At 72.9% G+C, this 25666-nt stretch carries 22 protein-coding genes and 1 tRNA gene; 11 read left to right on the top strand and 12 right to left on the bottom strand.

Annotated elements, in window-relative coordinates; translation table 11 throughout:
• Positions 1 to 365 precede the first annotated feature (365 nt).
• From BMX97_RS07910 to BMX97_RS07900, 4 genes are all read left to right on the top strand, one after another.
• Positions 366 to 1091, top strand: a complete 726-nt coding sequence (locus BMX97_RS07910) for a sigma-70 family RNA polymerase sigma factor (protein WP_091747699.1) — start codon at positions 366 to 368, stop codon at positions 1089 to 1091.
• Positions 1092 to 1236: 145 nt separating this feature from the next.
• On the top strand, positions 1237 to 2280 hold the full coding sequence (locus BMX97_RS07905; protein WP_244538325.1) for a DUF2865 domain-containing protein: 1044 nt from the start codon (positions 1237 to 1239) through the stop codon (positions 2278 to 2280).
• 105 nt (positions 2281 to 2385) lie between these two features.
• Positions 2386 to 2550: a hypothetical protein gene (locus BMX97_RS32710; protein WP_177202145.1), complete on the top strand. Its 165-nt coding sequence runs from the start codon at positions 2386 to 2388 to the stop codon at positions 2548 to 2550.
• A gap of 98 nt (positions 2551 to 2648) precedes the next feature.
• Positions 2649 to 3575 carry an MBL fold metallo-hydrolase gene (locus BMX97_RS07900; RefSeq protein WP_091747696.1) on the top strand — a complete coding sequence of 309 codons (927 nt, stop codon included), beginning with the start codon at positions 2649 to 2651 and terminating at the stop codon, positions 3573 to 3575.
• A gap of 8 nt (positions 3576 to 3583) precedes the next feature.
• Here BMX97_RS07900 and BMX97_RS07895 read toward each other — a convergent pair whose 3' ends face one another.
• From BMX97_RS07895 to BMX97_RS07875, 5 genes are all read right to left on the bottom strand, one after another.
• Positions 3584 to 3958, bottom strand: coding sequence for a VOC family protein (locus tag BMX97_RS07895; RefSeq protein ID WP_091747692.1), 375 nt, complete (start codon positions 3956 to 3958; stop codon positions 3584 to 3586).
• A 58-nt stretch (positions 3959 to 4016) separates the two neighbouring features.
• Positions 4017 to 5180 (bottom strand): dimethylmenaquinone methyltransferase, encoded by a 1164-nt coding sequence (locus BMX97_RS07890; RefSeq protein ID WP_091747689.1) that lies wholly within the window; start codon positions 5178 to 5180, stop codon positions 4017 to 4019.
• Between the two features lie 146 nt (positions 5181 to 5326).
• Positions 5327 to 6715: an HD-GYP domain-containing protein gene (locus BMX97_RS07885; protein ID WP_091747686.1), complete on the bottom strand. Its 1389-nt coding sequence runs from the start codon at positions 6713 to 6715 to the stop codon at positions 5327 to 5329.
• A 97-nt stretch (positions 6716 to 6812) separates the two neighbouring features.
• Positions 6813 to 7313, bottom strand: coding sequence for a DUF1203 domain-containing protein (locus BMX97_RS07880; protein WP_244538324.1), 501 nt, complete (start codon positions 7311 to 7313; stop codon positions 6813 to 6815).
• A gap of 121 nt (positions 7314 to 7434) precedes the next feature.
• Positions 7435 to 8655 carry a glycosyltransferase family 4 protein gene (locus BMX97_RS07875; RefSeq protein WP_091747679.1) on the bottom strand — a complete coding sequence of 407 codons (1221 nt, stop codon included), beginning with the start codon at positions 8653 to 8655 and terminating at the stop codon, positions 7435 to 7437.
• Between the two features lie 147 nt (positions 8656 to 8802).
• Here BMX97_RS07875 and BMX97_RS07870 point away from each other — a divergent pair, with 147 nt between their 5' ends.
• The 3 genes from BMX97_RS07870 (at position 8803) to BMX97_RS07860 (ending at position 12291) form a co-directional block, all read left to right on the top strand.
• The gene (locus BMX97_RS07870) at positions 8803 to 9741 is read left to right on the top strand and encodes a LysR family transcriptional regulator (protein ID WP_091747676.1); all 939 of its coding nucleotides are present in this window, start codon (positions 8803 to 8805) and stop codon (positions 9739 to 9741) included.
• 110 nt (positions 9742 to 9851) lie between these two features.
• Positions 9852 to 10709, top strand: a complete 858-nt coding sequence (locus BMX97_RS07865) for a shikimate dehydrogenase (protein ID WP_091747672.1) — start codon at positions 9852 to 9854, stop codon at positions 10707 to 10709.
• Between the two features lie 199 nt (positions 10710 to 10908).
• A complete protein-coding gene (locus BMX97_RS07860; RefSeq protein WP_091747669.1) occupies positions 10909 to 12291 on the top strand; it encodes an MFS transporter in 1383 nt (460 codons plus the stop codon).
• A 251-nt stretch (positions 12292 to 12542) separates the two neighbouring features.
• Here the strand turns inward: BMX97_RS07860 and BMX97_RS07855 are convergent, their stop codons facing one another.
• From BMX97_RS07855 to BMX97_RS07840, 4 genes are all read right to left on the bottom strand, one after another.
• Positions 12543 to 13268, bottom strand: coding sequence for an SOS response-associated peptidase (locus BMX97_RS07855; protein WP_091747666.1), 726 nt, complete (start codon positions 13266 to 13268; stop codon positions 12543 to 12545).
• A gap of 11 nt (positions 13269 to 13279) precedes the next feature.
• Positions 13280 to 14275 (bottom strand): magnesium transporter CorA family protein, encoded by a 996-nt coding sequence (locus BMX97_RS07850; RefSeq protein ID WP_060847944.1) that lies wholly within the window; start codon positions 14273 to 14275, stop codon positions 13280 to 13282.
• Between the two features lie 155 nt (positions 14276 to 14430).
• Positions 14431 to 14925 (bottom strand): YbaK/EbsC family protein, encoded by a 495-nt coding sequence (locus BMX97_RS07845; RefSeq protein ID WP_091747664.1) that lies wholly within the window; start codon positions 14923 to 14925, stop codon positions 14431 to 14433.
• 220 nt (positions 14926 to 15145) lie between these two features.
• The gene (locus tag BMX97_RS07840; RefSeq protein WP_091747661.1) at positions 15146 to 15442 is read right to left on the bottom strand and encodes a hypothetical protein; all 297 of its coding nucleotides are present in this window, start codon (positions 15440 to 15442) and stop codon (positions 15146 to 15148) included.
• Positions 15443 to 15663: 221 nt separating this feature from the next.
• On the opposite strand from BMX97_RS07840, the gene hrpB reads away from it, so the two are divergent.
• Together hrpB and BMX97_RS07830 are read left to right on the top strand one after the other, a co-directional pair.
• A complete protein-coding gene (gene hrpB / locus BMX97_RS07835; protein WP_091747977.1) occupies positions 15664 to 18159 on the top strand; it encodes an ATP-dependent helicase HrpB in 2496 nt (831 codons plus the stop codon).
• A gap of 94 nt (positions 18160 to 18253) precedes the next feature.
• Entirely contained in the window at positions 18254 to 20698 is a 2445-nt protein-coding gene (locus BMX97_RS07830) for a sensor domain-containing protein (protein WP_177202144.1), read from the top strand.
• 84 nt (positions 20699 to 20782) lie between these two features.
• On the opposite strand, the gene BMX97_RS07825 is transcribed toward BMX97_RS07830, so the two are convergent.
• The 3 genes from BMX97_RS07825 to aroA all read right to left on the bottom strand — a co-directional run bounded on the left by BMX97_RS07825 (position 20783) and on the right by aroA (position 24806).
• Positions 20783 to 22405: an ABC-F family ATP-binding cassette domain-containing protein gene (locus BMX97_RS07825; RefSeq protein WP_091747653.1), complete on the bottom strand. Its 1623-nt coding sequence runs from the start codon at positions 22403 to 22405 to the stop codon at positions 20783 to 20785.
• 416 nt (positions 22406 to 22821) lie between these two features.
• On the bottom strand, positions 22822 to 23448 hold the full coding sequence (gene cmk, locus BMX97_RS07820) for a (d)CMP kinase (RefSeq protein WP_091747650.1): 627 nt from the start codon (positions 23446 to 23448) through the stop codon (positions 22822 to 22824).
• A gap of 8 nt (positions 23449 to 23456) precedes the next feature.
• A complete protein-coding gene (gene aroA, locus BMX97_RS07815) occupies positions 23457 to 24806 on the bottom strand; it encodes a 3-phosphoshikimate 1-carboxyvinyltransferase (RefSeq protein WP_091747646.1) in 1350 nt (449 codons plus the stop codon).
• 171 nt (positions 24807 to 24977) lie between these two features.
• Here aroA and BMX97_RS07810 point away from each other — a divergent pair, with 171 nt between their 5' ends.
• Together BMX97_RS07810 and BMX97_RS07805 are read left to right on the top strand one after the other, a co-directional pair.
• Positions 24978 to 25364: a TIGR02300 family protein gene (locus BMX97_RS07810; RefSeq protein WP_060849478.1), complete on the top strand. Its 387-nt coding sequence runs from the start codon at positions 24978 to 24980 to the stop codon at positions 25362 to 25364.
• Between the two features lie 224 nt (positions 25365 to 25588).
• Positions 25589 to 25664: transfer RNA gene (locus tag BMX97_RS07805), tRNA-Ala, on the top strand.
• The last annotated feature ends 2 nt before the right edge of the window (positions 25665 to 25666 follow it).

Below are 25666 nucleotides of genomic sequence, written 5' to 3'. Positions count from 1 at the left end.
GGGCGCGGCCGACCGGGACGCTCCCGCCCGGGTGCGACGACGGCGGCGGGAACCTGGGCCGTACGAGGCCGTTGCCCCCGGCGACCTGGGCCGCCGGCCCGGGCGCGGCCGCGCCCTCGCGCGGCGAGCCGGAGCGATGGCGATGCGGTGGAGCGAAGGGCGGACCAGGCATGCGCCGCGCGACGGAGCGCGCGACCGGACACGGCACCGCCCGCCGCTCCGCTGACCCGCCCCGCGGCGTTGCGCACCCGTCGACAGCGCGCCGCCGCGCCCCACCTTCCCGCTTGAAGGAAGCTCCGGCGGGGTATGACGCGCGGCTCGGACCCGCGCCGCCCCACCTCCCCGCTTCAGAACGTGAGAGTCGCATGGCGTCCACCGACAATCCCATCCTGGCCACGCCCGAGTCGAAGCCCGGCCTGCCGCCGACCGTGCAGCGCCATCTCGGCCATCAGCTGCGCGCGGCTTACGCGCCGATCGAGACCGCGGCGACCCCGGAGGTCTTCCTCGCCCTGATCGAGCGGCTCGAGGCGGCGCTCGCCGAGCAGGGCCGGTCGGTCGAGCCGGCCTTCCGCGAGGGGATGCTGGCGGCCCTGTCGTCACTGCGCGCCTTCGCGCTCTCGCTCACCAACAACTCCGCCCGGGCCGACGACCTCGTCCAGGACACGATCCTGCGCGCCTGGCAGAACCAGCATCGCTTCCAACCCGGCACCAACCTGAACGCCTGGCTGTTCACCATCCTGCGCAACGCCTTCTACTCCGAGCAGCGCAAGCGGATGCGCGAGGTCCAGGACGAAGACGGTTCCTACGCCGCGCGTCTGTTCACCGCCCCCGACCAGGGCCACCGCCTCGACGTGCAGGACCTGCGCGCCGGCCTCGCCAAGCTGCCGCCCGACCAGCGCGAGGCGCTGATCCTGGTGGGCGCCGAGGGGCTGTCGTACGAGGAGGTGGCGGGCATCTGCGGCGTCGCGATCGGCACGATCAAGAGCCGCGTGAACCGCGCCCGCAACCGCCTCGCCGAGCTCCTCGGCTACGGTGACGACGACCTCACCGGCGACCGCATGATGCAGTCGGCCATGGGCGAGGGCGTCTGAACGGGCGCACCCCCGGGCCGGGCGCCGGGCGGAGTCGAGACGCCCGCGCCCGAGAGTCATGAAGCTGTTATCTCAGCGGTTCTCCGCAGTTGCGGGGTTCCGGGGCGAGGGGTTAATTGGCCTTAACCTTCGGTGAGGCTCCCCCGTGACCGTCCCCAACCTGATGAAGCCCGGCGGCGGCCGCTCGCGCGCCCTCGTGCGGAGCCTCGCCCTCGGCCTGCTGCTCGGCCTCGGCGGCGTGGGGGCCGGCAGCACCCTGGTGCAGGCCGCGGACGATGCCGGCGTGCTCGACTTCCTGCTCGGCGAGGTGCCGCGCAGCCTCGGCCTGCCGGCGCGCGCGCCCCGGCCCCAGGCGGCGTTGCGCGAGCGGCGGATCCGCTGGACCGGCCGCCCGGCGACCGTCGCCGTCGATGCGCCGCGCTGGGTCACCCCGGTGCACCGCCCGCAGGCGTCCCTGCCGAGATCGGCCTCGCCGCAGGCCCCGCAGCGTCCCCGCCCGCGCCTCGCGGTCGTACGGACCGAGGCGCCGGGCGGGTTCGCCGGCAGCCACGACCGGACCGTCTGCGTGCGCACCTGCGACGGCTACATGTTCCCGCTCGCCAACCTCGAGGGGCGCGACGCCCTGCCGGCGCATCAGGAGGCCTGCCAGGCCGCCTGCCCGGGCGCCGAGACCGCCCTCTACACATTGCGCGCCGGCCAGGAGCTCGACCGGGCGGTCGGCCTCGACGGCCGCCCCTACCGCAGCCTCGCGGCGGCCTACATCTACCGGACGCGCCAAGTGCAGAGCTGCGCCTGCCGGCCCGGCGAGGGCGGCTACGCCCGGCTGCTCCTGCGCGACGCCACCCTCCGGCCCGGCGACGCGGTGGCGGCCGGGCCCGGCCCCCGGGCCGTCGGCGCGAAGATCTTCGCCGGCCGCGACCGCGCCGGGGAGGCGCGCTTCGTCGAGTTCCGCCGCGCCGGAGCCCTCTCGGCCACGGCGCGACGCGACCTCGACCGCACCCTCGACGTGACGCGCCAGGAACGCGCCCGGGCCGAGTTCCGCCGTACCCTGGCGGCTGCCGCCAAGGGCCAGGGTCAAGGAGACGCCGGCCGCCTGCGCTACGCCTCGCGCGCGGTCGGCTTCGCCGAGGTGGTGAGCGATGCCGGCTTCCTGCCGGTCCGGGTCGTGGCGCCCTCCCCGTTCCGGTAGGCGCGCAGGCCGGCCCGGCCGCCTGTTGCGGCCCGGAGACAGGGCCGGTCTTCCGCGGCTCCACCCTCTCGCGGCGCTTGCGATTCACAGGCCCGCGGGAGGACAATGTTCCGGTTCCGGCTGCTCCGGTTTCCCCCCAACATGCTGTCGCCCGCCATGTCGCCCGCGCTCGAGAATCGTTTGCTGCAGTACCGCGAAGTCGCGGCCGTGTTTTTGAGCTCGGGCCTGTTCTTCGCAGGATTGCTCTGCTGGGCCTGGATGGTGAGCTGACGGGCGCGCGGCGAAGACCGAGCCGGGCCTCGACAGGGCGGTGCCCCGCCGGCTAACCCGGACGCGTCCCCGTCCACGCCGCGTCAGGAGCCGGTCCGGTGAGCGAATCTGAGCCATCCGAGGCGGCGCCCGCCTTCCAGCGCGAGGCCCCGGCGAGCGGCCGGGTCGAGGCGGTGACGCCGCTGATCCGCAGGCTCGTCTGCCCCAATGCCGGGCCTTTCACCCAGAGCGGCACGTGCACCTACGTGGTCGGGCACGGCCGCGTCGCCGTGATCGATCCCGGCCCGGACCACCCGGAGCACCGGGCGGCCCTGCTGGCGGCGCTCGGCGGCGAGACCATCGCGGCGATCCTCGTCACCCACACCCACCGCGACCACTCCCCCGGCGCCCGCCCGCTCCAGGCGGCGACCGGCGCACCGATCGTCGGCTGCGGGCCGCACCGCCCGGCCCGCGCCGTGCGCGGTCTCGAGCAGGGCCGCCTCGACGCCGCGGGCGACGCCGAGCACCGGCCCGACCGGGAGTTCGCCGAGGGTGAGAGCGTGACCGGGCCGGGCTGGACCCTGACGGCGCTCGCGACCCCCGGCCACACCATGAACCACCTCGCCTTCGCCTTCGCGGAGGAGGACGCGCTGTTTTCCGGCGATCACGTCATGGCGTGGTCGACCAGCATCGTGGCACCGCCCGACGGCGCCATGGGCCCCTACATGGCCTCGCTGGAGAAGCTGCGCGGCCGGTCCGAGACGGTGTACTGGCCCGGCCATGGCGGCCCGGTGCGCGATCCCCAGCGCTTCGTGCGCGGGCTCCTCGGCCATCGCCGTGCCCGCGAGGCCGGCATCCTGGAGCGCGTGTCGGCCGGCGAGCGCACCATCCCGGGCCTCGTCGCCGCCCTGTATTCCGGCCTCGATCCGATGCTGCGGCCCGCCGCCGCCCTCTCGGTCTTCGCCCATCTCGAAGACCTGGTGGAGCGCGGCCGGATCGCGACCGACGGCCCGCCGGCGCTCGATTCGGAGTATCGGCCGGCCTGACGGCGGCGTTACCGCGTCGCGGCCGTGCGGGCGGTGAGCTTGTTGCCGTCCGGGTCGCGCAGATAGGCGACGAAGGCCCCGTTCGGTCGTTCGGTCGGCGGGCTCTCGATCGCGGTCCCGCCCTGCGCGATGCCGGCCCGGTGCCAGGCGAGAACCTGGTCGCGGCTCGCGGCGGCGAGGCCGATGGTCCCGCCATTGGCCGCGGTCGCCGGGTTGCCGTCGATCGGGGTCGTGACCATCAGCCGGCCGCCCGCATGGGCATAGATCAGCCGGCCGCGGGCATCCGTCGCGCCGGGCCCGCCGCCCAGGGCGGCGAACGTGGCGTCGTAGAACAGCCGCGACCGCGCGAGGTCGTTGCTGCCGATCATGACGTGCGTGAACATGCGTCCCCTCCGGACGGGAGCCGACCGGGCCCGACCCCGGACGGCCCCGGGCCTCCCCTCAGCCCTTCCAGTTCTTCAGGGCCGCGAACGGGCTGTCGGCAGCCGCCGATTTCGGCGGGTTGAGCACCGGCTCGACCTGGGCGACGGCGTCGGAGAGCGAGAAGGCGGTGCCGCTCGGCAGCTTGCCGCCGGCGGCGTCCTGGTGGCCGCCGCCACGGAACAGGCGGGCGCCGTCGAGGGCGGTGCCGTCGATCGAGCGGAACGACAGGGTGCCGGTACGCTGCACGTTGACGAGGCGCTTGGCGCGCCCGCTCGCCATCACAAGGTCGGAGACCCGCTGGAAGGTGCCGGCATCGAGGGCGAAGGACAGGAGCGTGCCGTCCGGCAGCGCGTGGAACAGCGCGTCGGAGCGGGCGAGCGCCCGGGCCATCCGCTGCCGGGTGGTGAGGCGGGGATCGTCGCTCGGCTCCTCGCGCATCAGGTCGTCGACGATCGCGCCGCGGATCGCCGGCACGGCCCGCTCCAGCTCGGCCGGCGTGGCGCCGGCTCGCAGCGTCGCCGTGGCGTCGAGGAGCAGGCGGGCCACGAAGGGATCGTGCGCCGGGTGGCCGACCGGCACCAGGGTGCCGACGTTGTCCCAGAAGATCTCGTCGAGGGCGAAGCCGCCGGGGAAGTGCGGGTCCTCCTTGCGCCACAGGTCGAGGGCGTCGACCGAGGCGACGAGCAGGGCCAGGTCCTCGGCCCGGGCCGGGTCGGGCGCCTTCGTGGCGAACAGGGCGTGATGGGTCGCGACCATCCGGGTGGCGCTCGAATTCTCGTCGATCAGCACCGTCACCGCCGGATCGCCGAGGTCGAACCGCGACAGGCGCGGGTTGTCGGCGTCGGCCTTCGGCTCCAGCCCCTGGCGGCGCATCTGGTCGATCGAGGAGGTGTGGTGGTCGAGCACCACCAGCCGGTGGGGAGCGTCGCCCTCGCGCTTGCGGTTCATGGCGGCGAAGCGGCGCAGGAACGCGATCGTCGGCTCCTCGATGCCGAGATCGGTGATCAGCACCATCTCGGCCGCCTTGGTCTTCGCCAGGCGCTTCAGCTCGTCGTCGACCACGGGCCCGACATCGCCGTAGCGCGGGACGTGCACGATGCGCGCCGGCTCGGCATGGGCCGCGACGAGGGTCGCGGCGCCGTAGCCGTCGAGGTCGTGGTGGGTGATCTGGGTCAGGCGCACGGGAAGAGGTCCAACGGTCGGTTCAGGTCGGGTCGGTCCGTCGCGGACCGGCCCTGGCGAATCCCGCCAGCATAGCGGCATCGGCGCCGTCCCGGCAGGGGCCTTCGGACCCGCGCCCGTTCCGGGCGGCATGAGCCGCGCGCCGGTCAGGCCGCCCGCGACAGGTCGCCGTCGAGCCCGGCGATCACCCGCTCGAGCGCCGAAAAGCAGGCCGGGTCGAAGGCGGTGCCGACGTCCTGGCGCATGATGCCCAGCGCCTTCGGGATCGGCATCGCGGCCCGGTAGGGGCGGTCCGCGGTGAGCGCGTCGAACACGTCCGCCACCGAGACGATGCGGGTTTCGGGCGCGATGGCCTCGCCCGTCAGGCCCCGTGGGTAGCCCTTGCCGTCGAGGCGCTCGTGATGGGCGCCGCCGATCCGGGCGATGGCGTGGAAGGCCGCGACCCGGGCCAGGATCGTCTCCGACAAGAGGGCGTGGTTGCGCATGTCGCGCCACTCGGCGTCGTCGAGCTTGGCCGCCTTGTCGAGGATGGCGTTGGACACCCCGAGCTTGCCGACATCGTGCAGGAGCGCCGCCCGGCGCAGCCAGCGTCGCCGGTCGGGCGCGTATCCGAGCTCGGCCGCGATCAGGTCGGCATAGACCGCGACCCGCTCGGAATGGCCGGAGGTGAAGGGGCTCTTGGCGTCGATCACCTGCGCGAAGGCCCGGGCGATGTCGTCGAGGTAGTCCTCGTCGACGACGAGGCCGGCCCGGGCCGGCTCGAGGGCGGCGACCGCATCCGCCACCGCGTCGGAGGCGAGCACGTCCCAGAAGCCCGCTCCCCGCGCGGCCCGCTCCAGGGCCGCCACCGCGTCGGGATCGAACCAGGAGCCGGCCCGGGCCCGCGCCTCGGCGAGCGCCGCCGCCGGGCCGGCGCTGGTGTGGAACACGTCGACCACCTGCGCCAGGAGCGCGATGCGGGCGTAGAGCGGGATCTCCGCCCCGGCGCGGCGGTCGGGCCGGCCCTTGCCGTTCCAGTGCTCGTCGAGGGCGTGGATCGCCTCGCTGACGGCGGGCGGGAAGCGCAGCCGCGCGGCGATCTCGGCCCCGCGCTGGCAGCGGGTCTGGATCAGGTCGTCGACGATCTCGCCGCCGTTCTGCAGGATGTTGAGGACGGCCCGGAAGCGCTCGGCGAGCCCGGCCTTGAGCCCCGTATGGGAGAAGACGAAACCCAGCACCTGGGGCAGGCTGTCGCTCACCGACTTGAAGTCGCGCTTGAAGCCGATGTCGTCGGAGAGGTAGAGCTCGCAGATTCGCGCGGCGTTGCTGGAGCAGCCGAGATCCTTCAGCATCACCGTGTAGTAGAGTTCCCACAGCCTGTCGGGATCGAGCCCCAACTCCCGGCCGACATGCATGCCGATCCAGGTGGCGCGGACGCAGTGGCCCGGCGGCTGGCCCTCGGTGAGGTCGAGGGCGTGGCTGAGCGCCCCAAGCAACTCGGACAGCGGGATGCCGGCATCGGGCGTCTCCCCGACGGCATGCAGGCTCGGCGACATCGGGTTGCTCCCTTCCCTCTCGTTGCCGCCGGGATCGCATCCGGACATGAAGGATTGCTGAGCAATTCACAGCGGAAAGACGAGGATCGCCCGGGGTTCAACGGCCGGTCCATCGGACCACCCGCGTCAGCAGGCAGCCGGGCCGCGCGGTGTGGATGTTCACGAAGGCCGTGCGGGGATCGGCCAGCGCCCGGTCGAGGGGCGCATCGACCTCGGTGCCGGGGCAGACGTGGCCGAGATCGTACAGGCAGAGGTCGGCCGCGTCGTAGGCCCGGATGGAGACGAGGGGGTTCGCCCGCACGATCGGGGCGACCGCGTTCGCCGCCTCCGCTCGCGGGCAATCGGCGGCGTGCAGGAAGATCGGGCTCGGCGTCCAGTAGATCCCGAGCGGCGCCGGCAGGTCGTAGGAGCCGAGCAGGACGGTCTCGCCGGCCCGGGCCGGGCGCAGGCAGTGACGGCAGGGAAACCCGCCGTCCGGTGTCGCGACGATCCGCCGGACGGCATTGCCCCGGTCGTCGCGGCCGGTGCGGCGGAAGCGGTCGGCCGTCTCCGTGGGGATCGCCTCGCAGCGGAACGGCGCCATGGATGAAGGCGCCATGGATGAAGGCGTCACGGAAAAAGGCATATCGGGAACGGGCGTCATGGCGGCACCTCCTGGCTCGTGCCTACGCGCCCCCGCCCCTCGGCCGCATCCCGCGTCTTGCGGTCGAATCCGCGCCTCACGCGGCCGCGACCTCCCCGATCAGGCGCAGATGCGCCGGCAGGCAGACCCGCGCGAGGTCGTAGGCGAGCGCCGTCTCCCGCGCCGCCGCCCGCACCGGGGCGACGGCCGCGGGATCGGCCAGGACCGACACCACCGCCTCGGCGATGTCCCGGCGCGAGAAGAAATCGACCAGGAGCCCGTTCTCGCGATGCCGGATCACCTCCTCGACCGGCGGCGTCGCCGAGCCGACGACGCAGGCCCCGAGCGCCATCGCCTCCAGCATCGACCAGGACAGCACGAACGGATAGGTCAGGTAGACGTGGGCGGCCGAGACCCGCAGCAGGTCGACGTAGTCGCGGTAGGGAATCTTTCCGACGAAATGCACCCGCGACAGGTCGAGATCGGCCCGGACCTCGTCGAGGACGATGTCGCGCCAGGTCCGGCCGGCGGGCGGTCTCGCGCCGTAGCTGGTGTCGCTGCCGCCGACGATCACCGTCCGGGCCCGCGGGCGTCGGCGCAGGATCTCGGGCAGCGCGCGCATGAAGCTGTGGTAGCCGCGATAGGGTTCGAGGTTGCGGTTGACGAAGGTCACGACCTCGTCGCCGACCCCCAAGGGCAGCTGCTCGCGGCCCAGCGTGATCCGCGCCCGCGGGTCCGGCCGCAGCAGGTCGGTATCGATGCCGTCGTGGATGACGGAGAGCCGGTCGCGGAAAGCGGCCGGGATGCGGCTCGCCTGCCAGGCGGTGGGGCTGACGAGCCGGTCGGAGGCCTCGAACGCGAGGAGCTGCGCGGCGTTGCGGGCGCGGGTGCGGAAGGCGTCGCCCTCGGCCGCCGGAAATTCCGGGTCGAAGCCGGAATCGGCGCCGACGGCGCTGTAGAAGAACTCCGCGAAGGTCAGGAGCCGGGCCCGCGGCCAGACGTCCTTGAGGAAGAGCGTCTCGCCCCAGCCCGAATGGCCGCAGATCACGTCCGGAGAAAACCCCTCGGCCCTGAGCGCGAGCGCCGCCCGCGCCGCCGCCTCGCCCCGCAGGGTCGCGGTCTCGAAGCTCGCCGCGAGGGGATGGATGCCGGGCGTCGAGCGGCCGGCGACGGCGTAGCGGACGTGGCGCACCCCCGGCAGGGCCGGCGCCGGGTTGATGCCGAGCGCCACCACCTCGGTGCCGGGCCGGGCCGCCAGCGCCGGGGCGACGTGCCGGTACTGGCCGGGAAAGTTCTGGTGGACGAAGAGGGCGCGCATCGGATCCCGGGCCGCTCCGATCGGTGAAGGACGTCCCCCGCCTGTAGCACCGGGCCGGATGCCGGCGCAGCCGCGACCGGCGGCATTTGCGCCGCGGCCGCGCTTTCCGCCATCCTCGCGCGACGCGGACCACCAGGGGGATGCCGGATGCTGACGCTGCGCCAGATCGAGGTCGCCCGCGCCGTGATGGTGACGGGCACGATCGCCGGCGCGGCCCGGCTCCTCAACGTCTCGGCGCCGGGCATCAGCCGGCTGATGAAGTACACCGAGACCTCGCTCGGCATCCGGCTGTTCGACCGGCGGGCCGGGCGCCTGGTCCCGTCCGAGCAGGCGCGCCACGTCTTCGCGCAGATCAACGCGGTCTTCGACAAGGTCGAGGACCTGCGCTTCGTCCTCGAACGGACGCAGGGCGGCGCGGGCCAGGAGCTGCTGATCGGCTCCGTGCCGTCGATCTCGCACGTGATGGTGCCCCGCGCGATCGAGCGGGTGCGGGCGGCCTATCCCCACCTCGTCATCGACATCAACATCCTCAAGCTCGAGGAGGCGATCGACTACCTGCTGCTCGGCAAGGGCGAGGTGGTGGCGATGAGCTACCGCCTCGACCACCCCGCGCTCACCTTCGAGCCGCTCGCCCGCGGCGGCCTGTTCTGCATCGTGCCGCTCGACCATCCGCTCGCCGCCCGGACCTCGATCTCGGCCGAGGAGATCGTGCGCCATCCCCTGATCGGCATCGACCCGAACGACCCCTACGGGCGGATCATGTCCGACATCTTCCGCGCGCGCGGCCTGTCCTACGGGATCACCATCCGGGCTCGGTTCGGCTCGACGGTGTGCTCATTGGTGCGGGCGGGCCTCGGCATCGCGGTGATCGACCAGTTCACCATCGCGGACGACGCCTTCCCGGGCATCCGCGTCCTGCCGATCGACGAGGCGCCGGTCTTCGAGACCTGGATCGCCATGAAGGCCGGGACGGCGCTCAGCATGTTCGCGGAAAGCTTCGTGCGCTTCCTGCGCGAGGAGATGGCGCGGCCGGGGCAGGTCGACGGCCGGCCGCGTGCCGCCACGCCGCGCCCGATCGTAACATGATGTTACGATCGGCACGCAACTTGGTACTCAGGATGCGGGCATGGTGGAGATATCGTGCAGTCCAGGGAGAGCTCGCCACGGGCGGGCGCAACATCGAGGGGCCGCACACCATGGCTCACGGACACGCCAGACCCAGCCTGCTCGGCCTGATCGGATCGCCGATCGCCCATTCCGCCTCGCCGGCGATGCACGAGGCCGCCGCCGAGGCGGTGGGGCTCGAGGCCCATTACCAGCTCATCGACGTGCCCGGGGCGGACGACGCGCAGTTGCGCACCCTGCTGTCCGCCCTCGCGCCGATCGGATTCTCGGGCGTCAACGTCACCTTCCCGTACAAGGAACGGGTCCTGCCCTTCCTCGACGCCCTGTCGCCGGGCGCGCGCGCCGTGGGCGCCGTCAACACGATCGTGGTGCGCGACGGCCGCCTCACCGGCCACAACACCGACACGACGGGCTTCGCCCGCGCCCTGGTCGAGGCCTTCGGGCCGCGGCCCGAGGGTCCGGTGGCGCTGGTCGGCGCCGGCGGCGTCGGCAAGGCGGTCGCGGTGGCGCTGGCGCAGTTCGAGGGGATCGAGGTCCGCCTCGTCGATGCCGACCCGGCCAAGGCCGAGGCGGTGGCGGCCGCGCTGGCCGGCCACGCCGCCGTGCGGGTCTGCGGGAGCGTCGCGGCGGCGCTCGACGGGGCGCGGGGCGTCGTCAACGGCACTCCCGTCGGGATGCTGCCGGACCGCGGCACCCCGGTCCCGGCGGAATTGCTGCGGCCCGGGATGTGGGTGGCCGACGCGGTCTATGCCCCGCTCCGGACGCCGCTCCTCGTCGACGCCGCGCGGATCGGCGCCCGGACCATGACCGGGCGCGAACTCGCCATCCACCAGGCCCTCGACGCCTTCGCGCTGTTCACCGGCCGCGAGGCGCCCGCCGAGGCGATGGCACGGGCCTTCGACCGCGCGGTGGCCCCGCCCGCCGGCTGATGCCGGTGGGCAAGCGCAACCGCCCGCGCGCCCTGCCCTTGCGCTGCGGTGGCGGATGTGGAATTGCGCACGATGAAAATTGATTGAGATTTACTTTACGCGATTGCCCCCGATACACTCTTAGATAAGCAAATCTGACCCAATGCCGCCCGGATCGTGGAAGCGGCAACGGCCACACCAACCACAGGAGGAAACCCCGATGAGTGCCGCCACGGCAGGACATCCCCACGACCGGCAACAGTCGAAGAAGGCCGCCGCGAGCGCCTGGATCGGCTCGGCGCTGGAATACTACGACTTCTTCATCTACGCGACGGCCGCCTCGCTGATCTTCCCGCAGCTGTTCTTCCCGTCCAACAACCCGACCGTGGCGATCGTGGCCTCGCTCGCCACCTACGGCGTCGGCTACGTCAGCCGGCCGATCGGCGCCTTCGTACTCGGCCATTGGGGCGACACCCACGGCCGCAAGCAGGTGCTCGTCCTGTGCATGTTCCTGATGGGCTTCTCGACCATCGCGGTCGGGCTCCTGCCCACCTACAGCCAGGTCGGCATCCTCGCCCCGATCCTGCTCGTCATCCTGCGGCTGATCCAGGGCTTCGCCGTCGCCGGCGAGATCTCGGGCGCGAGCTCGATGACCATGGAGCACGCGCCGTTCGGCCGCCGCGGCTTCTTCGCCAGCTTCACCCTGCAGGGCGTGCAGGCCGGCCAGATCCTCGCCGCCGCGGTGTTCCTGCCGCTCGCCGCCTACATGCCGACCGAGGCGTTCAACTCCTGGGGCTGGCGCATCCCGTTCCTCTTGAGCTTCATCGTCATCATCGTCGGCTACATCATCCGCCGCGAGGTCGACGAGACCCCGGCCTTCGCCGCCGAGGAGAAGCAGGGCGAGGTCGCCCGCGCGCCGATCGTCGAGGCCTTCACCACCTCCTGGCCCGACATGCTGCGGGTGGTGTGCATGGCGCTGATGAACGTCATCCCGGTCGTCACCACCATCTTCGGTGCCGCCTACGCGGTCCAGGCCGCCTACGGCATCGGCTTCCACAAGGACGTCTATCTCTGGATCCCGGTGCTCGGGAACATCCTGGCGGTGGTGGTGATCCCGATCGTCGGCAACCTGTCGGACAAGATCGGCCGCCGCCCGCCGATCATCCTCGGCGCGCTCGGCTCCGGCCTCCTGTCCTTCGGCTATCTCTACGCGATCAGCATCGCCAACGTGCCGCTGGCGATCGTGATGTCGCTGCTGATGTGGGGCATCGTCTACCAGGGCTACAACGCGGTCTTCCCGAGCTTCTACCCCGAGCTGTTCCCGACCCGCACCCGCGTCTCCGCGATGGCGATCTCGCAGAACGTCGGCACCGCGATCACCGCGATGCTGCCGGCCCTGTTCGCCACCGTGGCGCCCCCCGGCTCGGCCAACATCCCGCTCACCATCGGCTCGATCGCCCTGGCGGTCACGGCGATCTCGGCGGTGGCGGCGTTCAGCGCCCGGGAGACCTACCGCATCCCGATGAAGGATCTCGGCCAGCCCCGCGCGGTGCCGATGCCGCAGGCCGAGTACGACCGGCTGCGCAACGAGGCGATGGCCTGACGAAACGAGACGGCCCGGGGCGATCCCGGGCCGGATCCGCGCGTAAGGAGCGGGCCGGGCGCGGGATGGCGTCCGGCCCGTTTCGTTTCGACGGCGAACCCGACCCTTTCGCGCGCGGGTACCGCCGCGCCGGGACATCCCGATCCGGGCCCCCGGGGCGAGCGGACGGCGTTCCGTCCCGCTCGCGGCCCCGAACGACCCGGGAAGGTGGCGGAACGCGGTCCGCTCACCCCCCTAGAACCGACGGCCCTTCAGAACAGGGATCCCTGCGCCTCGCTCGGCCGCTCCGGCGGCGGGGGCGCCGGCGCGTCCTCGTCGGGGCGCAGCAGGTCCGCCGCGTCGTGGCGCACGTCGTTGACCTGCCGGCTCGCCGGGGCGAGCGACAGCCACTCTTCCGGCGCCGGCCGGCATAGCGCGCTCGCCCGTCCGGCATCGACGTCCCGCATGTCGAGCCATTGATCCACCGCCTCGGGCGATAGGATCGCCGGCATGCGCTCGTGGATGGCGGCGAGCAACCCATTGGCGCCGCAGGTGACGATCGCCGCGGTGTCGATCTCCGAGCCGTCGCGGCTGCTCCAGGTCTCCCACAGGCCGGCCAGCGCCATCGGCCGGCCGTCGGCCCGGCGGACCGCGTAGGGCGCCTGGCCGCGCGGGCCGCCGCGGCGCCACTCGTAGAAGCCGTCGGCGAGGAAGACGCAGCGCCGGTAGCGCAGGGCGTTGCGGAAGCTCGGCTTCTCGGCCGCGGTCTCGATCCGGGCGTTGATGACGAGGGGGAAGTCGTCTGGGTCCTTGACCCAGGCCGGCAGGAAACCCCAGCGCATCAGCACGAAGCGCCGCCTGCCGTGCTCGGACGTCACCACGGCGACCGGCTGGGTCGGCGCCACGTTGTGGCGGGCCGGGAAGTTCGGCCGGTCGTCGTAGCCGTAGGCCTCCCGGAAGGTCTCGGGCGAGGAGGTGACGAAGAACCGGCCGCACATCGCCCGCGCTCCTAAAGCCAGCGCTTCCAGCGGAAGAAGGCGTAGGGCAGGATCGCCGCCACCACCATCATCACCACCGCCATCGGGTAGCCGAAGCCCCAGTCGAGCTCCGGCATCACCTTGAAGTTCATGCCGTACATCGAGGCGATCAGGGTCGGCGGCATGAACACCACCGCCATGACCGAGAACAGCTTGATGATGTTGTTCTGCTCGAGGTTGACGAGGCCGAGCGTCGCGTCGAGCAGGAACTGGATCTTGCCGGACAGGAAGCTCGCATGCTCCTCGAGCGACTGGAGATCGCGCAGGGTGGAGCGGACCTCCTCGCGGATCTCGCGCGGCGCCTTGCTGGCCCGGTAGCTCGCCGAGAGCGAGAGCAGGATGCGCTCGACCGAGACCAGGCTCTCGCGCTGCTGCGACAAGAGCTCGTTGTGGCGGCCGAGCGCCCGCAGGGTGTCTTGCAATTCGGCGTTGCGGGCGCTCGGGTCGGTGTGCTCGGCGAAGATCTGGCGCGACAGCCGGTCGATCCGCTCGCCCTGGAGCTGGAGCACGTCGGCGGCCCGGTCGATCACGGTCTCGATCAGCCCGGCCAGGATCGCCTCGCCGGTCAGCATCACGCCCGCCGGCCGGGCGGCGCGGTGGACGAACATCCGGAACGCCTGCGGATCGTCGTAGCGCACCGTGGCGAGCTTGTTGTCGCGCAGGATGAAGGTGACGCCGGTGAGCCGCGCGTCGTCCGTATCGACCCGGCAGAGCAGCCGCCCGGTCATGTAGCGGGCGCCGTTCTCGACATAGAGGAGTTCGGACGGCTCGATGTCCTGCATCTCCTCCCGGGTCGGGATCGAGATGCCGAGGAACGCCTCGACCTTGTGGTCCTCCTGGCGGGTCGGCTCGATCAGGTCGATCCAGAGCGCGTCCGGCGGGATCGGCTCCGACATCTCGAGCAGGCGGCGCTCGAGGAGCGGCTGCCCGGTGCTGGCGCAGGCATTCGGCTGATGGACGAAGATCAAGGGCGGGTCTCGGACGGCTGATGACGCGACGGAGGGGCCTTGTGGCCCGGCCGCTTGAAGGCTCCGTGACAGCTAGGTCACGGACGCCCCGCTTGTCGATGCCGCCCGATCCACAGCCGCCGGGTGTTTTCGCCTGAAATTGTCCTCGCGCGGCGTCAGGGCGCCGGATCGGCGTCGCCTTCGCCGGCCGGCGGCTGGCAGACGTCGATCCACTCCGCGCCGGTCAGCGCCGCCATGCGCTCGGGCGTGATCCGCACGGCGCTGTGGGGGGAGCCGGCCGCCGGCACGACCTCCTCGAAGGCCTTCAGGCTGACGTCGCAATAGACCGGCAGCGGCGTGGCGAGGCCGAACGGGCAGACCCCGCCGACGGGATGGCCGGTGATCGCCTCGACCTCCTCCGCCCCGAGCATCCGGGGCTTGACCCCGAAGGCGGCCTTGGCCTTGCGGTTGTCGAGGCGGGCGTCGCCGCGCGCCACCAGCAGCACCACCCGCTCGCCGAGGCGCAGCGACAGGGTCTTGGCGATGCGGGCCGGCTCGACGCCGTGCGCGGCGGCGGCCAGCGCCACGGTGGCGGAACTCGCCTCGGTCTCCAGCACGGTGAGATCGGGCGCGCGGGCGGCGAGGTCGGCCTTGACGGAGGCGAGGCTCATCGGGCGGCCTCGCGGGAAAACGGACAGGCGGTCACGGGGCGGGCTCTCGGATGCGAAGGATGCCGGTCAGGCTCCCCTCGCCCGGCCGGGCCGCATGCGCAAGCCCCGGGCACGGATCGCCCTCCCGATGATCCGCAGGGGCGGTCGAACGGCAAAAAGCGCGTGCCCCCGTCCGGTTGGCGGAGGGGACACGCGCTCGTTCAACTCACGGGTTCGAGGCTCAGTAGCGCGGGCCGCCCGTGGTGTTGCCGAGCTGCTGCTGGTAGCCCGGGCGCGACGGGTTGCGGGCGTTCGGGTCGCCGGCGCGCATGTGGTTGCGGCGCATGTGACGGCGCATGTGACGGTCGTGACGTTTCATGTGACGGTAGTGGTAGTGACGCCGCATGGCGACGTGCTCGACGGTCGATTCCGCGCCGGCCACGGCCGGGGCCGGGGCGGTCACGGCGGCCGAGGCCGGGGTGAGGGCGAGACCGCCCAGCAGCACGCTCGCCGCCAGGGCCAGGGACAGGGACTTCATCGCGGTGCAACTCCAGCCGGTGGCCCCTCGGCCAACCCGTGCGTCAATCCTCTGGCGCGCAACCGGTTCCTCCACGGCAGCGGAAATCGTTAAGAAAAACTTCCGCAACGTTTCGCCCGACGCGACACCGGGTCGGCGGGGCGGCGGGCCCGACCCCATCCGGCTTGCGGGTTTGCCTTGCGGGCTTGCGCGGCCGGACCGGCTCCGCCATCCCGGCCCGCATGCGCTCCGTCCCCTCCCTGCCGATCGATGCCGTCCTCGGCGACCTCGCGGCGGCCCTCGCCGAACCGTCGGGCGACCGCCCCAACGCCGTGCTGGTGGCCCCCCCCGGCGCCGGCAAGACCACCCGGGTGCCCCTCGTCCTGCTGGAGGCGCCCTGGCGCGGCGACCGGCGCATCATCCTCCTGGAACCCCGCCGCCTCGCCGCCCGGGCGGCCGCCGAGCGCATGGCCGCGACCCTGGGCGAGCCGGTCGGCGAAACGGTGGGCCTCCGGGTCCGCCTCGGCTCCAAGGTCTCGGCTCGCACCCGGATCGAGGTGGTGACCGAGGGCGTCTTCGCCCGGATGATCCTGGACGATCCCGAGCTCGGCGGCATCGCCGCGGTGCTGTTCGACGAGTTCCACGAGCGCTCGCTCGACGCCGATCTCGGCCTGGCCCTGGCGCTCGACGCGCAAGGCGCGTTGCGCGAGGACCTGCGCCTCGTGGCGATGTCGGCGACGATCGACGGCGCCCGGGTCGCCGCCCTGATGGGCGGGGCTCCGGTGATCGTCTCGGAGGGCCGGGCCTTCCCGGTCGAGACCCGCCACCTCGACCGCGACCCGCGCGAGCGCATCGAGGATGCGGTGACCGACGCGGTGATGCGGGCGCTGCGGGCCGAGCCCGGCTCGGTCCTCGCCTTCCTGCCGGGCCAGGCCGAGATCCGCCGCACCGCCGAGCGCCTGGCGGAGCGCCTCTCGGATTTCCCCGAGGTCGACCTCGCCCCGCTCTACGGCGCCCTCGACCGGGCCGAGCAGGACCGGGCGGTGCGCCCGAGCCCGGCCGGGCGCCGCAAGGTGGTGCTCGCCACCTCGATCGCCGAGACCTCGCTCACCATCGAGGGGGTGCGGGTGGTGGTCGATTCGGGCCTCGCCCGGGTGCCGGTCTACGAGCCGGATCTCGGGCTCACCCGGCTCGTCACCCAGCGCGCCTCGCGCGCCTCGGTCGACCAGCGTCGGGGCCGCGCCGGGCGCACGCAAGCCGGCGTGTGCTACCGCCTGTGGCCGGAGGCCGCCACCGGCGCGCTCGACCCGTTCACCCGGCCCGAGATCCTGGCCGCCGACCTCGCCGGGCTGGTGCTCGACTGCGCCGCCTGGGGCGTGTCCGACCCGACCACGCTGCCCTTCCTCGATCCGCCGCCGGCCCCGGCGCTGGCCGAGGCCCGGGCGCTGCTCACCGGCCTCGACGCCCTCGACGGCGACGGCCGCCTGACCCCGGCCGGCCGGGCGCTGCGGGCGCTTCCCCTGCCGCCGCGCCTCGCCCGGATGGTGGTGAGCGCCGCCGCGCGCGGGCGGGACGCGGCGCGGGACGCCGCCGACCTCGCGGCGGTGCTGGTCGAGCGCGGCCTCGGCGGCGATTCGGTGGATCTCGCCGAGCGGGCCGAGCGTTTCCGCCGCGACCGCTCGGCCCGGGCCGAGGACATGCGCCGTCTCGCCGCCGGCTGGGCGAGGATCGCGTCGGCGCATGCCGCCCCGCCCGGTGCCGCCGACCGGCCCGAGGCCGGCACCCTCCTGGCGCTGGCCTATCCCGACCGGATCGCCCGGGCCCGGGGCAAGGCCGGCGAGTACGTCCTGGCGAACGGCCGCGGCGGCGCCCTCGACCCCGCCACCGCGCTCGCCCGCGAGCCGTTCCTGGCGGTGGCCGAGATCGTCGGCAAGGCCTCGTCCGCCCGCATCCTGGCCGCCGCGCCGATCGCGCTCCCCGACATCGAGGCGCTGTTCTCCGACCGGATCGAGGCCCGCACCCGGGTCGAGTTCGACCCCGAGTCCCGCGCCCTGCGGGCCCGGGCGCAGCGGCGCCTCGGCGCGGTCTCCCTCGCCGAGCGCATCCTGCCCGTCCCGACGGACGCCGACAGCGCCGCGATCCTCGCCCGCGGCCTCGCCGGCCTCGGCGTCGCCGCCCTGCCCTGGTCGAAGGCGGCCCAGCAATGGCGCGAGCGGGTGATGTTTCTCCGTGGTGCCGAGGGCGAGCCCTGGCCCGACCTCTCGGACGCCCATCTCGCCGAGACCCTGCCCGACTGGCTCGGGCCGCATCTGACCGGCCTCACCCGCCTCGACGAGATCGGCGCCGACCGCCTGTCGGAGGCCCTGCACGACCTCGTGCCCTGGTCGCTGCGCGCGCGCCTCGACGCCGAAGCACCGACGCATCTCGAGGTGCCGACCGGTTCGCGCATCCCGGTCGACTACGCCGCCGAGGGCGGCCCGGCGCTCGCCGTGCGGGTGCAGGAGCTGTTCGGCCTCGCCCGCCACCCGACGATCGGCGGCGGCCGGGTGCCGCTCGTCCTCCACCTGCTCTCCCCGGCCCAGCGCCCGATCCAGATCACCCGCGACCTGCCGGGCTTCTGGCGCGGCTCCTGGGCGGCCGTGCGAGCCGACATGCGCGGCCAGTATCCCCGCCACCCCTGGCCCGAGGACCCGACCACCGCCCCCCCGACCCGCCGGGCCAAGCCGCGGGGAACGTGAAAGAATGCGCGCTCCGGTTGTCGTCCGGACGACGTGGGAAAGGAAATCGCAGCTATTTTGTGAGATCCAACGACCATGCGAAGAAGACCGCTGCATGCCGCCTGAAGACCTCGACATCATCGCCGCGGACTGGTCGTGGCAGACCGATGCGGCGCTTCGGCTGACGGCCGTGTGCGGGCGCTACGCGGCGCTGACGGGCCTTCACGACCCGCTGGGGCGGCCCTGGCCGGGCCTCGACGGCGACGGGGTCGGCGAAGGATCGCGGTATCCGGCGCTGCTGTCCGACCGGCGGCCGTTCCGGGACGTGGTCCTGCCGCATCGGCACTCCGACGGGCGGACCCGCTGGTTCCGGTTCGGCGGGGCACCGGTGACCGTGCCGGACGGGAGCGTCGCGGGCTGGCGCGGGATCTGTGCCGAGGTCCCGTCCGCGGCGCCCGGGACGGTGCCGTGCCTGGAGGACCGGGTGCGCCGCTGCGAGACCGTGCTGGAGGGCCTGCCGGTCGGGATCAGCGTCTTCGATCCGGACCTGCGGCTGATCCTCGTCAACGGCCGGCTGCGCGACCTGTTCGGGCTGCCCGAGGAGTTGCTGCGCCTCGGCACGCCGCTCAAGCGCATGATCCGCACGAGCGCCGCCGCCGGCAACTATCCGGGCCTCGGTCCCGACGAGGCCTGGGCCTTCGTCTCCGAGCGCATCGCCCAGCGGGTCCGGCTGCAGCGCGAGCGGCACCTGCCGAACGGCGTTCTCCTGAAGACCACCATCACCCCGCTGCCGGACGGCGGCACGATGGTGATCCACGAGGACGCGACCGACCGGGCGCGGGCCGACCGGCGGCTCGCCGAGCAGAACCGCTGGCTCGACCACGCCCTGACCCACATGTCGCACGGGCTCGTGCTGTTCGACGCCGACCACCGCATCACCGTCGTCAACCGGCAGTTCCTCGACCTCTACGGCCTGTCGCCCGAGACGGTGCATCCGGGCATCACCGCCGAGGCGCTGATCCACCGCCGCACCGAGGCCGGCAACTTCCCGGGCCTGCGGCCCGAGGAGGCCTGGGAGCAGGTGCGAGAGCGGCTGGCCACCCGCACCCGCTACCGTCTCGACCAGACCCTGCTCGACGGCCGGGTCATCGCCGTGACCTACGCGCCGACCCCGGAGGGCGGCTTCGTGACGGTGCACGAGGACGTGACGGCGGCCAAGCGCGCCGAGGCGCAGATCGTCCACATGGCGCGCCACGACGCGCTGACCGGCCTGCCCAACCGCGCCCTGCTGCACGAGGGACTGGCGGAGGCGCTGGCGGCCGGCGGCGGGGTCGCCGAGGGCAGGGGCTTGGCGGTCCTGTGCCTCGACCTCGACCGCTTCAAGACGGTGAACGACACCCTCGGCCACGCCGTCGGCGACAAGCTCCTGCGCCTCGTCACCGCGCGGCTCGCCGCCGAGGTCCGGGACGAGGCGGGCGACGGGCCCGCGATCCTGGCCCGGCTCGGCGGCGACGAGTTCGCCCTCGTCCTGCGGCCGGCCTCGCGCTTCCGGGCCGGCCGCCTCGCCGGACGGCTGATCGCGGCGGTCGAGCGCGACTACGACATCGACGGCGCGCGGATCAGCGTCGGGCTCAGCATCGGCATCGCCCTGGCGCCGGCGGACGGACGGGACCCGGAAGGGTTGCTGCGAGCCGCCGACATGGCGCTCTACCGCGCCAAGGCCGAGGGGCGGGGCACGCACCGCTTCTTCGAGCCCGCCATGGACGTGGAGATCCAGGCCCGCCGTACCGTCGAGCTGGATCTGCGCAACGCCCTGGCCGAGCGGCAATTCGCCCTGGCGTTCCAGCCCTTCCTCGGCCTGTCGGACAACCGGATCGCCGGGTTCGAGGCGCTGGTGCGCTGGCACCATCCGGTGCGCGGCGTGGTGAGCCCGGCCGCCTTCGTGCCGATCGCCGAGGAGACCGGCATGATCGTGCCGCTCGGCGAGTGGGTCCTGCGCCAGGCCTGCCGCGAGGCGGCGCGCTGGCCGACGGGAGTCCGGGTCTCGGTCAACCTCTCGCCGGTGCAGTTCCGCAGCGGCGACATCGACGCCACCGTGATCGCGGCCCTGCGCGACGCCGGCCTCGACCCGCACCGGCTCGAGCTCGAGATCACCGAGGGCGTGCTCCTGCAGGACAACGCCTCGACGCTGGCGATCCTGCACCGGCTGAAGGGCCTCGGGGTGCGCATCGCCATGGACGATTTCGGCACCGGCTACTCGTCGCTCGGCTACCTGCGGGCCTTCCCGTTCGACAAGATCAAGATCGACCGCGCCTTCGTGGCCGACCTCTCGCTGCGCCCCGACGCGCTGGCCATCGTGCGGGCGGTGACGACGCTCGCCGACAGCATGGGCATGACCACCACCGCCGAGGGCGTGGAGACCGAGGAGCAGCTGGCCCACCTGCGCGGGGCGGGCTGCACCGAGGTGCAGGGCTACCTCATCAGCCGGCCGGTGCCGGCGGAGGCGGTGGCGCCGATGTTGGGAAGCGACGTCGTCTGCGGATGGCCGCGACGCGCCTGACCCGCGCCCTTTCGCCCGTCGCCCCGGGCTCCGCGACGCGGCCCGGGACCGACGGAGCGGATGGGAAGCGAACGCGCCTTCGCCTCAGTGCCGCAGGCCCGGCGCCTCCTGCCCGGTCTTCTCCACGTACTCCGTGTACCCGCCGCCATACAGGTGGATGCCCTCGGGCGTCAGCTCCAGCACCCGGTTCGACAGGGCGGCGAGGAAGTGCCGGTCGTGCGAGACGAACAGCATCGTGCCCTCGTACTGGGCGAGCGCGGCGATCAGCATGTCCTTGGTGCCGACGTCGAGGTGGTTGGTCGGCTCGTCGAGGACGAGGAAGTTCGGCGGGTCGTAGAGCATCCTCGCCATGGCGAGCCGGGCCTTCTCGCCGCCCGACAGCACCCGGCAGCGCTTCTCGACGTCGTCGCCCGAGAAGCCGAAGCAGCCGGCGAGCGTGCGCAGCGAGCCCTGGCCCGCCTGCGGGAACGCCTCCTCCAGGAACTCGAACACCGTCTGCTCGCCGACCAGCGTATCCATGGCGTGCTGGGCGAAGTAGCCGAGCTTGACGCTGGCGCCGATGGTCACGCTGCCCGAATCCGGCTCCGTGGTGCCGGTGGCGAGCTTGAGCAGCGTCGACTTGCCGACGCCGTTGACGCCCATCACGCACCAGCGCTCCTTGCGGCGGATGCCGAAATCGAGCCCGTCGTAGATCGTGCGGCTGCCGTAGCTCTTGGAGACCGCCTTCAGGCTGATCACGTCGTCGCCGGAGCGGGGCGCGGCGGGGAAGTCGAAGGCGACGCTCTGGCGGCGCCGGGGCGGCTCGACGCGCTCGATCTTGTCGAGCTTCTTCACCCGGCTCTGGACCTGGGCGGCGTGCGAGGCCCGCGCCTTGAAGCGCTCGATGAACTTGATCTCCTTGGCCAGCATCGCCTGCTGGCGCTCGAACTGCGCCTGCTGCTGCGCCTCGTTCTGCGCCCGCTGCTGCTCGTAGAAGGCGTAGTCGCCCGAATACGTGGTGAGCGAGCCGGCGTCGATCTCGATGATCTTGCCGACGATCCGGTTCATGAAGGCCCGGTCGTGCGAGGTCATCAGCAGCGCGCCGTCGAAGCCCCGGAGGAATTCCTCGAGCCAGATCAGGCTCTCGATGTCGAGGTGGTTGCTCGGCTCGTCGAGCAGCATCACGTCGGGGTTCATGAGCAGGATGCGGGCGAGCGCGACGCGCATCTTCCAGCCGCCCGACAGGGCCCCGACATCGCCCTCGACCATCTCGGGCGAGAAGCTCAGGCCCGCCAGCACCTCGTGGGCGCGGCCCTCGAGCGCGTAGCCGCCGAGCTCCTCGAACCGCCCTTGCACCTCGCCGTAGCGCTCGACGAGCGCCTCCATCTCGTCGGCCCGGTCGGGATCGGCGAGCGCGGTCTCGATCTCGCGCAGCTCGGCGGCGATCGCGCTCACGGGACCTGCGCCGTCCATCACCTCGGACAGGACGGAGCGGCCCGCCATCTCGCCGACATCCTGGCTGAAATACCCGATGGTGATGCCGCGATCGGACGAGACCTGGCCCTCGTCGGGCTGCTCCTCGCCGGTGATCATGCGGAACAGGGTGGTCTTGCCGGCACCGTTGGGGCCGACGAGCCCGACCTTCTCGCCGCGCTGGAGCGCGGCGGACGCCTCGATGAAGAGGAGCTGGTTGCCGTTCTGCTTGGCGATCTTGTCGAGGCGGATCATGGGAAGCGGAGGTCCGAAGTGGAGGGCGCAACGGATCGCGCGCGGTGTCGTGGGAAAGGCATGCCACGGATTCGTGGCGGCGTGGTGTCGGGCGGGATTCTCGACCGGCCGATGCCGTCGTCACGCTTCATCCCGTCCCCGACCCCATCCCGAGGTGTCAGCCGATCGAGGATCGGCTGACCTCGAAGGAGGGCTCCGGGGATCGCGGTGCTTTCCGGAGGTCTCCTTCGAGGCCAGTCCATCGATGATGGACTGACACCTCGGGATGGGGTCGCAGGCGGGATGGGCGCGTCCGAGCGCTCGGCCCCTAAGCAGACTTGCGTTGGCAGGCCAACGCTTCGCCCGCTTAGGGTCTTGTTTTGTCGCAGATTTTCGGCGCCGAACCGATACCCACTTCGGCGAAATCTGCTTAGTCCCTAGGCCCGGCTCCGCCCGTCGACCACGCCGGTGGCGGCCCGGAAGGCGGCGTCGGCGTCGAGCGCCGTGGTGTCGATCACCACCGCGTCCTCGGCCACCCGCAAGGGGGCGGCCGCCCGGTCGGCGTCGCGGGCGTCGCGGCGCAGGATGTCGGAGAGGACCGTCTCGTAGGCCACTGTCTCGCCGCGTCCGCCGAGCTCGCGGTGGCGGCGCCGGGCGCGCTCCTCCGCCGAGGCGGTGACGAACAGCTTCACGGTGGCGTCCGGGCAGACCACGGTGCCGATGTCGCGCCCGTCGAGCACCGCGCCCTCGGCCGCGCCGGCGAAGCGACGCTGCCAGTCGAGGAGCGCGGCGCGCACCGCCCCTTGCGCCGAGACGATCGAGGCGGCCTCGCCCATGGCGCTGCCGCGCAGGCGCGGATCGGACAGGAAGGCGGCGTCGAGACCCCGGGCGGCCGCGGCCGCCGCATCGGCGTCGGCGAGGTCGCGGTCGGCGTCGAGGAGCGTCAGCGCCACCGCCCGGTAGAGCAGCCCGGTATCGAGGTGCGGCAGGCGGTAATGCTCCGCCAGGCGCTTGGCCAGCGTGCCCTTGCCGGAGGCCGCCGGGCCGTCGATCGCGATCACCATCGCGCGCCTCACGCGGCGAGCCCGGCGCCGAGCGCCCGCATGTCGGCGAGGAAGGCCGGGTAGCTGGTGGCGATCATCGCGCCGTCGTCGACCGTCACCGGCGCGCGGGCGACCATGCCCAGCACCAGGAACGCCATGGCGATGCGGTGGTCGAGATGGGTCTCGACCGTGCCGCCGCCCTGCGGCGCGCCGCCGTCGCCGTGGACGATCAGGTCGTCGCCCTCGACCACGTGGGAGACGCCGTTGGCCTTCAAGCCCGCCGCCACCGCGGCGAGGCGGTCGGATTCCTTGACCCTGAGCTCGTGCAGGCCCTGCATCCGGGTGGTGCCCTCCGCACAGGCCGCCGCCACGGCGAGCACCGGGTACTCGTCGATCATCGCCGGTGCCCGCTCGGGCGGCACCGCGACGCCCTTCAGGCGGCTGTGGCGCACCCGCAGGTCGGCCACGGTCTCACCGCCCTCCTCGCGCTCGTTGAGGCGCTCGATGTCGCCACCCATCTCGATCAGCGTGGTCATGAGGCCGGTGCGGAGCGGGTTCATCATCACCCCCTCGATCACCACCTCGGAGCCCGGGACGATCAGGCCGGCCACCATGGCGAAGGCGGCCGAGGACGGATCGGCCGGCACCACCACGTCGGTGGCGGTGAGGGTCGGCTGGCCGGTGAGCGCGATACGCCGGCCGTGCCCGCCGGGGCCGATCGCCTCGACCTCGACGGTGGCGCCGAACAGACGCAGCATCCGCTCGGTGTGGTCGCGGGTCGCGGCGGCCTCCACCACCGTGGTGACGCCGGGCGCGTTGAGACCGGCGAGCAGCACCGCCGACTTCACCTGCGCCGAGGCGACCGGGCTCTCGTAGGTGATCGGCACCGCCTCGCGGGGGCCGCGCAGGGTGAGCGGCACCCGGCCGCCCTCGGCCTGCTCCACCACGCTCACGCCCATCTCGACCAGGGGGTCGAGGATCCGGCGCATCGGCCGCTTGCGCAGCGAGGCGTCGCCGTCGAAGGTCGCGGTGACCGGGTGGCCGCCGACCACGCCCATCATCAGCCGCGAGCCGGTGCCGGCATTGCCGAAATCGAGCACGCCGGCCGGATCGGACAGGCCGCCGACGCCGACGCCGCGCACCCGCCAGCGCCCGTCCCCGTCGCGGTCGATGCCCGCGCCGAGCGCCCTGGCGGCGGCGGCGGTGCGCAGCACGTCGTCGCCCTCCAGCAGGCCCTCGATCCGGGTCTCGCCGAGGCTGAGCAGGCCGAGGATGATCGCGCGGTGCGAGATCGACTTGTCGCCGGGCGGCCGCAGCCGGCCCTTGAGGGCCGTCCCGGCCTGGGCGGTGATCGGGGACGGAGGGGAATCGTGCGACACGGGCAGACGGCCTGGTTCTCGAGAATCGCGAGGGACGCGCGGGGAAAACGGCGGGGTCGTTACCACGCGGGCGCCGCCCCGTCATCCGCCGGACACACGGCTATTTGACAGCGCTGGCGGGCGCGACTAACCGAACCCACTCTTACCGACATCGACAGGAACGTGACCACCGTGGCCAGACCGGAACTCGGCTTGAAGCGCCAGTGCATGAGCTGCGGCGCCAAATTCTACGACCTGAGCAGGGATCCTGCCGTGTGCCCGAAATGCGGCACCGTCTATCAGGTCGCCGCCCTCACCTCCAGCCGCGTCCCCGCCCCGGCCATCGCCAACCGCGCCCCGCGCGAGGAGGAGACCGAGGAGGAGGCCGGCGCCCCCGAGATGGTCTCCCTCGACGAGGTCGAGGCTGCCGAGGGCGGCGACGACGTCTCGGTCGACGACGATGCCGACGTCTCCGATGCCGGCGGCGACGACGACACCTTCCTGGAGGAGGACGAGGAGAGCGGCGACGACGTCTCCGACCTCATCGACAGCGACATCGAGAGCGACGAGGAATCCTGATCGTCGCGGGAGGGTCGGGCGACGGGCGCGGGATCCGCGGTCGTTGCCCGCAACTCCCTGGTGGTGCTCAGGAATTCGCGACAGTCACGAAAACTTCGCGAAGACCCGCCCCGAGGGCTTGTGTCGAACGCCGCACCCTCATATACAGCCGCTCACCGGCGGCGGCGCCCTCCCTGGGGGCGGCGGGCCGGTTCCTGGACGGACCCAAACGTCCTGTGAAGCGTGGGGCTTTAGCTCAGCTGGGAGAGCGCCTGCATGGCATGCAGGAGGTCAGCGGTTCGATCCCGCTAAGCTCCACCAAA

The sequence above is a fragment of the Methylobacterium sp. ap11 genome (genome assembly GCF_900110515.1).
In the GTDB taxonomy this organism is placed as follows: Bacteria; Pseudomonadota; Alphaproteobacteria; order Rhizobiales; family Beijerinckiaceae; genus Methylobacterium; species Methylobacterium ajmalii.
This window is presented reverse-complemented; position numbering and strand designations above follow the sequence as displayed.

Coding starts and splice junctions, on each gene's coding strand:
- BMX97_RS07910 (WP_091747699.1), top strand. CDS start 366: ATGGCGTCCACCGACAATCCCATCCTGGCCACGCCCGAGTCGAAGCCC.
- BMX97_RS32710 (WP_177202145.1), top strand. CDS start 2,386: ATGTTCCGGTTCCGGCTGCTCCGGTTTCCCCCCAACATGCTGTCGCCC.
- BMX97_RS07895 (WP_091747692.1), bottom strand. CDS start 3,958: ATGTTCACGCACGTCATGATCGGCAGCAACGACCTCGCGCGGTCGCGG.
- BMX97_RS07885 (WP_091747686.1), bottom strand. CDS start 6,715: ATGTCGCCGAGCCTGCATGCCGTCGGGGAGACGCCCGATGCCGGCATC.
- BMX97_RS07880 (WP_244538324.1), bottom strand. CDS start 7,313: ATGGCGCCTTCATCCATGGCGCCGTTCCGCTGCGAGGCGATCCCCACG.
- BMX97_RS07875 (WP_091747679.1), bottom strand. CDS start 8,655: ATGCGCGCCCTCTTCGTCCACCAGAACTTTCCCGGCCAGTACCGGCAC.
- BMX97_RS07870 (WP_091747676.1), top strand. CDS start 8,803: ATGCTGACGCTGCGCCAGATCGAGGTCGCCCGCGCCGTGATGGTGACG.
- BMX97_RS07865 (WP_091747672.1), top strand. CDS start 9,852: ATGGCTCACGGACACGCCAGACCCAGCCTGCTCGGCCTGATCGGATCG.
- BMX97_RS07860 (WP_091747669.1), top strand. CDS start 10,909: ATGAGTGCCGCCACGGCAGGACATCCCCACGACCGGCAACAGTCGAAG.
- BMX97_RS07855 (WP_091747666.1), bottom strand. CDS start 13,268: ATGTGCGGCCGGTTCTTCGTCACCTCCTCGCCCGAGACCTTCCGGGAG.
- BMX97_RS07845 (WP_091747664.1), bottom strand. CDS start 14,925: ATGAGCCTCGCCTCCGTCAAGGCCGACCTCGCCGCCCGCGCGCCCGAT.
- BMX97_RS07840 (WP_091747661.1), bottom strand. CDS start 15,442: ATGAAGTCCCTGTCCCTGGCCCTGGCGGCGAGCGTGCTGCTGGGCGGT.
- hrpB (WP_091747977.1), top strand. CDS start 15,664: ATGCGCTCCGTCCCCTCCCTGCCGATCGATGCCGTCCTCGGCGACCTC.
- BMX97_RS07830 (WP_177202144.1), top strand. CDS start 18,254: ATGCCGCCTGAAGACCTCGACATCATCGCCGCGGACTGGTCGTGGCAG.
- BMX97_RS07825 (WP_091747653.1), bottom strand. CDS start 22,405: ATGATCCGCCTCGACAAGATCGCCAAGCAGAACGGCAACCAGCTCCTC.
- cmk (WP_091747650.1), bottom strand. CDS start 23,448: ATGGTGATCGCGATCGACGGCCCGGCGGCCTCCGGCAAGGGCACGCTG.